Origin of the sequence: Cupriavidus sp. SK-4 (genome assembly GCF_000611125.1) — a bacterium.
Taxonomy (GTDB): domain Bacteria; phylum Pseudomonadota; class Gammaproteobacteria; order Burkholderiales; family Burkholderiaceae; genus Cupriavidus; species Cupriavidus necator.
The window spans coordinates 1-8,985 of sequence record NZ_JFJW01000238.1 but is presented as its reverse complement, the minus strand read 5'-3'; the positions used below and the strand labels follow the sequence as shown (position 1 = coordinate 8,985).

The 8,985-nt window shown below is 68.1% G+C and carries 7 protein-coding genes; 3 read left to right on the top strand and 4 right to left on the bottom strand.

The window, feature by feature from the left end:
- Positions 1-414: 414 nt before the first annotated feature.
- From CF68_RS34855 to CF68_RS34840, 4 genes are all read right to left on the bottom strand, one after another.
- The gene (locus CF68_RS34855) at positions 415-1,860 is read right to left on the bottom strand and encodes an FAD-binding oxidoreductase (protein ID WP_035828169.1); all 1,446 of its coding nucleotides are present in this window, start codon (positions 1,858-1,860) and stop codon (positions 415-417) included.
- Between the two features lie 15 nt (positions 1,861-1,875).
- Entirely contained in the window at positions 1,876-2,280 is a 405-nt protein-coding gene (locus CF68_RS34850) for a nuclear transport factor 2 family protein (protein ID WP_035828167.1), read from the bottom strand.
- A 141-nt stretch (positions 2,281-2,421) separates the two neighbouring features.
- Entirely contained in the window at positions 2,422-3,984 is a 1,563-nt protein-coding gene (locus tag CF68_RS34845) for a PLP-dependent aminotransferase family protein (protein ID WP_035828164.1), read from the bottom strand.
- A 77-nt stretch (positions 3,985-4,061) separates the two neighbouring features.
- Positions 4,062-5,498, bottom strand: a complete 1,437-nt coding sequence (locus CF68_RS34840) for an amino acid permease (RefSeq protein ID WP_035828163.1) — start codon at positions 5,496-5,498, stop codon at positions 4,062-4,064.
- Positions 5,499-5,837: 339 nt separating this feature from the next.
- Here CF68_RS34840 and CF68_RS34835 point away from each other — a divergent pair, with 339 nt between their 5' ends.
- The 3 genes from CF68_RS34835 to CF68_RS34825 form a co-directional block, all read left to right on the top strand.
- Positions 5,838-6,668 carry an IclR family transcriptional regulator gene (locus tag CF68_RS34835; protein WP_013953486.1) on the top strand — a complete coding sequence of 277 codons (831 nt, stop codon included), beginning with the start codon at positions 5,838-5,840 and terminating at the stop codon, positions 6,666-6,668.
- 48 nt (positions 6,669-6,716) lie between these two features.
- Positions 6,717-7,733 carry an AAA family ATPase gene (locus tag CF68_RS34830; protein ID WP_035828161.1) on the top strand — a complete coding sequence of 339 codons (1,017 nt, stop codon included), beginning with the start codon at positions 6,717-6,719 and terminating at the stop codon, positions 7,731-7,733.
- A partial coding sequence (locus CF68_RS34825) for a cobalt chelatase (protein ID WP_035828159.1) occupies positions 7,730-8,985 on the top strand: 1,256 nt, incomplete at its 3' end. The genes CF68_RS34830 and CF68_RS34825, both read left to right, overlap by 4 nt.

The window sequence follows — 8,985 nt, the reverse complement described above, 5'->3', positions numbered from 1 at the left end:
GGTGACTGACTTGTGTGTAATCAAATGCGCAAAGGCGGGCGGGACAGGGCACCCCGCGGACGTGAGTTTTCGCACGGCGTTTCGATACGCCAAGCGAAGCCTGTCGGGGCAGTGGGAGGCGCAAAGCGGCGCTCCGCCGTATGACGCGGAAGCCGGCGCCGGCGGTGCAATCGGCGCTTCAGCCGGCGAGTTTAGTTAGCCGTCCAAGCGGAGCGCCAGGGCGGCAGGCTCACCGCGCATGCGATGACGACTGTATCGGAGGGTCGGGACACTTCTTCGGGATGCGCGACGGGCTTTGGCGTCTTTTCTTGCCGAAATCGCTGGAGGAAGAGGACGGGAGCATGCGGTTAGTGCGCGAAAACTCCCTACCGGCCTTCGAGGCGCTCAGCAATGCGGCCGGGCGGCCGCGCGCCCTTAAAGCACGTCGTCCTTCAGGTGATACCAGTGATACAACACCCGCTGCCCCATCCTACGGAACGGCGCGAACATCTGCGATTCCACCATCTCGCGCACGTTCGGGAACGGCAGCGGCGAGCGGAAGATCGGCAGTTCCGGCAGCGCGGCAGCCTTGCCGGCGATCAGCGCCGCCAGGCGCTTGCCGGCCTGGGCTGAGTACATCACGCCGTTGCCGCCGTAGCCCATCGCGTAGTAGATCGACTGCGCCGGATCTGGCTGCGTGATGCGCGGCATCATGTCGTGGCTGACATCGACCCAGCCCCACCACGAGTAATCGACCTGGATCCCCTGCAGCGCGGGGAACTTGCGGTGCATGTCGCCGATCAGCTTTTGCTTGTACTGCTCCTGCGGTGCGTCGTTGCCGGTGATGGCGCTGCGGCTGCCGATCTGCAGGCGGCCGTCCGGCATCAGGCGGTAGTAGTGGCGCAGGATACGGGTGTCGGTGATGACCTGCGTGGTGCGGAAGTTGCACGCGGCCAGTTCGCTGGCCGTGAGCGGGCGCGTGACGATGGAGTTCGACAGGATCGGGAACAGCCGGTTCTTGAGTTCGCGGTGCAGCGTCTGAGAGGTATAGCCGCCAGTGGCCACGGCCACGGCGCGGGCGCGCACGATGCCGCCGGGGGTGCGCAGGTAGTGCACGCCGTTGCGGGTTTCCCAGCCGGTCACCGGGCTGGACGGATGCACCTTGGCGCCCAGCTCGCGCGCGCGGCGCAGGTAGCCGAAGGCGAGCTTGCCGGCGTGGATGCCGATGCCTTCGGGCTCATGCATGGCACCCGCGGCTTCCTTGTCGTCGACATACTCGCGCCGCACGGTGTCGGCGTCCATGATCCGTGCGTCGTACTTGAAGACTTCGCGCAGGAGCTTGGCTTCCTTCTCCAGCGCCGGCATCACCTTGGCGCGGTGCGCGATATAGAGGTGGCCGCCGGGCTGCGGGTCGCAGTTGATGTCCTGGATCAGGCCCTTGAAGGTCTCCATGCCGTCGCAGATTTCTTCGTGCAGGCGCAGCGCGGTATCCAGGCCGTAGCGCTGGATCCACTGCGAGCGCTTGAGCCGTCCGGACGCGCATTGCGCCTGGCCGCCGTTGCGCGTGCTGCAGCCCCAGCTGACGCGGTTGGCTTCGAGCACGGTGGCCTTGATGCCGTATTCCTGCGCCAGGAAGATGGCGCAGGTCAGGCCGGTGAAGCCCGAGCCGATGATGGCTACATCAACGTCGATGTCATGCGTGATTGGGCCGTCGTCGGCAGGCGGTTCGCCCGCGGTGCCGATCCAGTAGGTGGGCGCGTACTCGCGGCCGTGACCGGGGGTGGGGGTGTGCAGGGGATCGTAGGCGGGGTCGTACGGCCGGGTGGGCGCGGTGGACTGCTCGCCGGCAAGGAGGCTGCTGCGGGGGGCTACGGCTTGCATGGCGCGTCTCCTCGGTCAGGCTGCGGGCGCTACGACGGGCGGGCGATCCTTGCGGTACGCGTTCTTGACCGCGATCTTGCCGTCGCGGAAGGTGAACACGTCCACCATGCGCGCCTCGATGCGGGCGCCGTCGGCACGGGTGCCGCGGAAGGTGGATTCGCTTACGCCGCGGTCGCCCACGACGAAGTGGTCGCCATCGACCCACTGCGCGTCGGGGAAGGTCTGCCAGGCCAGCTGGAAGCCTTCGCGCACCGGCTCGCGGCCGATAAAGCTGCGGCCCAGCAGATCGGGCCCGGCCACGCCGTGGAAGGCGCAGTCATCGGCCATGAAGCTCATCAGGGCCTCGATGTCGTGGCGGTTCCAGGCGTCGTTGAAGGCCTGCAGCAGTTCGATGCCGGCGGCGTTGTTGTCCTTGGACATGGATTGGTCTCCTGAGTGTTGTTTGCCGGTCCGTGGGGAACTGGCCATGACTCGAGGATAGGGAAGCCGTGCGCGGCGCTGTAGCGCCAGTTCGGGACAATCGCTTGGGCCAGCGGCGGCAGACACCGCCCGCGGGCCGGCTCAGGCCGCGGGACGGACCCGGGAAGTGACGGCGGCGATGGTTGTGGCGCCGCTGGCGGTGGCCTGCAGCTCACGCGCCACGCCCGCCAGCACGCGGATGCCAGGCTCGATGCGGTCCAGCGAGATCGACGAGTAGCCCAGCCGGAAGCCGTTGCGCGGCGCGGGCTCGGCCATGAAGAAGACGCTGCCGGGCTCGATCAGCACGCCCTGCAGCTCGGCCAGCCGCGCCAGCGCATCGGCATCGAGCCAGGAAGGCCCCTCGATCCAGCATGAGGCGCCGCCGGCGATCGGCACCGCGCGGAAGTCAGGCATATGCGTGGCCAGCGCCGCCAGCACCGCTTCGGCGCGCTCGCGGTGCGCGGCCGCCAGCCGGCGCAGGTGTGCGTCATAGTGGCCCAGCGACAGGAACAGCGAGAACGCGCGCTGGATATACGCCGACGGATGCCGTAGCATCAGCCGCCGCGCGCCGCGCAGTTCGGCGATCAGTGCCGCCGGCCCGACGATATAGCCGATGCGCAGCCCCGGCGCCAGGCTCTTGGACAGGCTGCCGACATAGATCACGCGGTTGCTGCGGTCCAGGCTCTTGAGCGTGGGCGTGGGGTCGCCTTCGAAGCGGCTTTCGCTTTCGTAGTCGTCCTCGATCAGCACGAAGTCCGCTTCCTCGGCCTGGCGCAGCAGCGCCTGGCGGCGTGCCAGCGGCATGGTGACGGTGGTGGGGCACTGGTGGCCCGGGGTCACGTAGACGTAGTCGCAGGCGCGTTGCGCGTCAGACAGGGTCAGGCCGTCGCCGTCGACCGGCAGCGGCACCAGGTGGGAGGTGTGCGAGCCAAAGATATTGCGAGCGTCGGGATAGCCGGGGTCCTCGATGCCCACCGGCGTGTCGGGGCTGACCAGCAGGTCGGCCAGCAGGTACAGCGCCTGCTGCGCGCCCACGGTCACCACGATCTCGTCGGCGCCGGCCCACACGCCGCGGCGCGGCAGCACGCGGGTGCGGATCTGCTGCACCAGCGATTCGTCGTCGCGCAGGATCATGTCCTGGGCCCAGTCGTGGATGTCGAGCACGCTGAGCGCCTTCAGGGCGCATTCGCGCCAGTCCGCGGTGGGGAACAGCACCGGGTCGTACTGGCCGTAGATGAAGGGGTAGGGGTAGTCGCGCCAGTTGGCGCGCTTGACGATATTGCGCTGCTGCGTGGGGCGGAACACAAAGCGCCGCTCCCAGTCCGGCTCGCCCGAGCGGGCGGGCACCGCCTCGCCGCGCAGCGAAGCCACGCCGCTCACGCGCGTGCCCAGGATCTCCGGGTTGACGAAGTAGCCGCTGCGCTCGCGCGCCACCAGGTAGCCTTCATCGACCAACTGCTGGTAGGCCAGTACCACCGTGTTGCGCGCCACGCGCAGCTGCGCCGACAGCTCGCGGCTGCTGGGCAGCGGCTCGCCCTGCGGCAACTGCTCGTCAAGGATGGCCGAGACCAGCATCTGGCGGATCTTGCCCTGCAGGCTCAGGCCCGAGTGGGCATGCTGCTGGAACAGCTGGGACCAGAGGGTGGTGGGAGACTTCAGGCTCATGGGGCAGGGTGCGTTGCCTTGACGGCGAAGCGCGCCAGCATACCGCACCGGCGCGCCGCGTCAGTCATGGTCAGTCATCAATACTCGTGCAGGTCCGGGCGCGGCATCTCCGCCAGCGGCACTACCGGATCCGCGTTACCTCGAAACAGTTGCCGCGCGGCGTAGGCCACCAGCAGGACGCCCAGGCTCACCACACCCAGCGCAAGCGGCGTGCGCTGGTCGGGGATAAAGGCCATCGCCACCACGATGCCGATCATGCCGGCGATCGCCAGGTAGGTGAGGTACGGGTAGCACCACATGCGCACGCGCAACTGGCCGGGCGCTTCGCGCTCCAGGCGGGAACGCAGGCGCAGCTGCGAGATCGCGATCAGGATGTAGACGAAGATCGCCACCGTGCCGTACGAGTTCACCAGGAAGGCAAACACCGTATCCGGCGAGACATAGGACATCACCACCGCACCGTAGCCGAACAGGGTCGCCACCAGGATGGCGCGCACCGGCACGCCGTTGCGGCTCACGCGGGCCAGCGACTTGGGGGCGTCGCCACGGCGGGTCAGCGCGAACAGCATGCGCGACGAGGCATACAGGCCCGAGTTGAGCGCCGACAGCACCGCGGTCAGCACGATCGCGTTCATGATCTGCGCGGCCGCCGGCACGCCCATCACGTTCAGCGCACTGACGTACGGCGTGGAGATGCTGGTGGAGTTCCACGGCACCAGGCAGACCACCAGCAGGATCGAGCCTACATAGAACACCAGCACGCGCGTGATCACCGAGCTGGTGGCCTTGGCCACGGCCTTCTGCGGCTCGGCGGTCTCGGCAGCGGCGATGGTGACGATCTCGGCGCCGAAGTAGAAGCCGGTGGCGGCGACCGCGCCGGTCAGCACCGGGACAATGCCGTGCGGCATGAAGCCGCCGTTGGCGGTCAGGTTGGCCACCTCCATGCCATGGGACCCGGGGGCCAGGCCCAGCACATAGACGCCGGCGACGAACAGGAACACCATGATTGCGGCCACCTTGATCGACGCGAACCAGAACTCGAACTCGCCGAAGGATTTGACCGATACCAGGTTGGTCAGCGTCAGCATCACCAGCAGCACCAGGCTGATGATCCAGTTGGGCACGTCGGGCAACCAGTAGCGCACCAGGTCGGCACCGGCCACGGCTTCCAGCGCCACCACGATGACCCAGAAATACCAGTACATCCAGCCGGTCAGGAAGCCGGCCAGGTTGCCCACCGCCGGGCGGTCGCGCCAGGCTTCGCGTGCATACTCATAGAAACCGCCGCTGCCGGGCATGGCGCAGGCCATCTCGCCCAGCATGCGCATCACCAGCACCACCAGCAGGCCGGTGATCAGGAAGGAAAGGACCGCGGCCGGGCCGGCGGACTTGATGACGACGCCGCTGCCGACAAAAAGGCCTGCGCCGATCACGCCACCGAGCGCGATCATGGTCATGTGGCGTTGCTTCAGGCCGTGGGATAGCCCGTTGCCGGACTCTGGTTGTTGGATCATGTTGTGTCTCCTGTGCTGCGCTTGCTGTCGGTACTGCGTTGCAGCCAGTACAGCGTTTAAGGCAGGCGCCACGGCTTCTCTTCGGTATAGGTGGCAGGGCAGTAATTGCCAGCCAGCCTGGGGCCGTGGTCGTTCAGTATTTGCAATCCCGGGCAGGGATGGCCTATCCGTACATGTCGACTTGTCTCCGGTGATCGCTTAAAAAACTGGAACCAGAAGTTCCGAAAAATTGTTCTTTCACTGGAATGTAGGCCGTTCGCGGGGGAAGGTCAACCAGAAGTTTCGATAATTGATATGATTTGACTCTGAAAATGAAACTTACCTATGATGGAGCCAGGCATGAACGATATGCGCCTCGCCAAAAGTGACGCCAAGCCGGATGGAGACACGCCGGCACTGCGTTTGTTCGGCCTGCTCGAAGTCATCGCGGAGAAGGACCAGTCCTTCAACCTGCAAGCGCTGGTGGAAGAAACCGGACTGCCCAAGCCCACTCTGCACCGCATGCTGCAGCAGCTCGAGGCCGCGGGCCTGATCCAGCGCAACGGCGACGGGCGGCAATACGGCACCGGCCTGCGGCTGCGCCGGCTGGCGGAGAACCTGTTGCTCAACAGCACCTCGCACGGTGCGCGCCACATGGTGCTGCGCCGGCTGGTGGAAGAGGTGGGCGAGAGCTGCAACCTGACCGCGTTCTCCGGCGGCGAGGTGCTGTACCTGGATCGCGTGGAGACGGCGGCGCCGCTGCGCTTCTACCTGCATCCGGGCTCGCGCGTGCCGGCGCACTGCTCGGCCACGGGCAAGCTGTTCCTGGCGCAGCTGGCGCCGGCGCAGCGCCAGCGGCTGCTGGCCAACGTGGAGCTGGAACGCTACACGCAGAACACGCTGACCGACCACGCGCAGCTGGAAGCCGAACTGGAGCGCGTGAAGCGCGACGGCTACGCGATGGACGATGAAGAGTTCCTGCCGGGGCTGGTCTGCATCGGCGTGCTGGTGCCGGCCGCGGACGGCGGCAAGTCCAACCTGGGGCTGGCGCTGCAGGCCCCGGTGATGCGCGTGACGCGCGACAAGGTGCTGCAATTGCTGCCCGCGCTGCAGCGTGCGGCGGGCGCGCTGGCGGCGATCGAGGCCGACAGCGCCGGCAGCTGGCAGGGCGGCGCGGAAGAGGACGAATAGCGCGCACGGCGTCACGCGGATTGCTCCGCTTGCCGCAGTGCCGATGGCATGGCAGCAAGCAACAAGGAGCATGAGGTGACGCAAGACCAGTTTGGCAAGCCGGACCGGATGATTCCGGTGCGCAGCGCGTTCGGCATCGATTCCGGCCTGATGGTGCCGGCCTTCAGCCAGCGCGACGACCACGTGCCGGAGATCGATCCGGCCTACCGCTTCCAGCCCGAGGTGACGCTGGCAATCCTGTCCGGCTTCATGCGCGACCGGCGCGTGATGGTGCAGGGCCTGCACGGCAGCGGCAAGTCGACCCATATCGAGCAAGTCGCCGCGCGGCTGAACTGGCCCTGCGTGCGCGTCAACCTGGACGGACATATCAGCCGGCTGGACCTGGTCGGCAAGGATGCCATCGTGGTACGCGACGGGCGCCAGGTCACCGAATTCCAGGAAGGCATCGTGCCGTGGGCGCTGCAGCGGCCGGTGGCGCTGATCTTCGATGAGTACGACGCAGGCCGGCCCGATGTGATGTTCGTGATCCAGCGCATCCTGGAGCGCGACGGCAAGTTCACGCTGCTGGACCAGAACCGCGTGATCCGCCCGCATCCGTCTTTCAGGTTGTTTGCGACATCCAATACCGTGGGCCTGGGCAACGTCAACGGTCTCTACCACGGCACCCAGCTGCTCAACCACGCGCAGATCGACCGCTGGAACGTGGTGGCCACGCTGGACTACCTGCCGCATGAAGAGGAGGCCGGCATCGTGCTGGCGCGCGTGCCGGAGCTGGACAACGACGCCGGGCGCGCGCTGGTCGATGCGATGGTGGCGCTGGCCGGCCTCACGCGCCGCGGGTTTGCCGCCGGCGATGTGTCGGCGCTGATGTCGCCGCGCACGGTGATCAGCTGGGCCGAGAACTGCCAGATCTTCCGCGACCCCGCGCTCGCCTTCCGCCTGACCTTCCTGAACAAGTGCGACGAGGCCGAGCGGCCGGTGGTGGCCGAGTACTACCAGCGTTGCTTCGGCCACCTGCCGGGTGAAGCCACTGGCATCAGCGCCGAGTCGGAGCCCGTGCGATGAGCGCGGCCACGGTCGCGCAGCAGTTGCGCCGGCGCCAGCGGCAGGATGAGCTGTCCGGCGCCGCGGTGCGCGCGATCACCGGCGATGCGGCGCTGCATTTCCGCGACGGCCAGCTCTGGCGCGCAATGCGCCCGGTGCCGCAGCATGCGCCCCACTTGCGCACGGACCTGGAAACCGACACGGCCACCTGCCTGCGCGGAGCGGCCGATGGTGCCGCCCTGCGCCAGGCGCATTCCGATGCCGCGCTGCATCGGCAGCTGTGCCCGGCCGATCCGGTCGAGCGCCTGGTCTTCGAGCTGCTGGAGCAGCTGCGTTGCGAGACCCGCCTGCCGCGCGGCATGGCCGGCGTGGCGGCCAACCTGCGCCACCGCTTCATGGCGTGGTCGCGGGCCTTCCATCGTTCCGGGCTGACCGAGGGGCATCTCGGCATCCTGCTCTATACCGTGGCGCAGGTGTCGTGGTCGCGCCTGACGGGGGAGCCGGTGCTGGAAGAGACCGAAGACCTGATCGAGGCCACGCGCGCCGCCATCGTGCCGGTGCTGGGCACCGCGCTGGCCGGCCTGCGCGCGCAACGCCACGACCAGGCCGCCTACGCCGCGCACGCACTGGCGCTGGCGCGCGCGGTGGCGCAGATGATCCGTGCGGAAGCCCCGCTTGCCGGCGAAGACGACGAAAACTCAGCCTCGGCAGCGCGCGCCGGGTTTGCGCTATGGCTGGATTTCGACGAACCGCCTGCGGAAGCCTTTGCACTGGCCGACAGCGGCCACAGCCGCGTGCTGGCCGACGCCACCGACGGCTACCGCGCCTTCACCACCCGCTACGACCGCGAAGTGCGCGCCGCCACGCTGGTGCGCCTCGCCTTGCTGGACGAGTACCGCACGCGGCTCGACGCACGCATCGCGCGCGCGGGCGTGAACATCGCCCGGCTGGCGCGCCGGCTGCGCGCCGCGCTGTCGCAGCCGCGCGTGGACGGCTGGTCCTTCGGCGAGGAAAGCGGCCGCATCGACGGCCGTCGCCTGGCGCAGCTGGTCTGCTCCCCCTCCGAGCGCCGGCTCTTCCGCCTGGAAGCGCACAAGGCCCATGCCGACTGCGTGATCGGCTTCCTGATCGACTGCTCAGGCTCGATGAAGGCGCAGGCCGAGCCGCTCACGCTGCTGATCGACATGCTCACCCGCGCGCTCGACCAGGCCGGCGTGGCCACCGAGGTGCTCGGCTTCACCACCAACGCCTGGAACGGCGGCCGCGCGCGCGC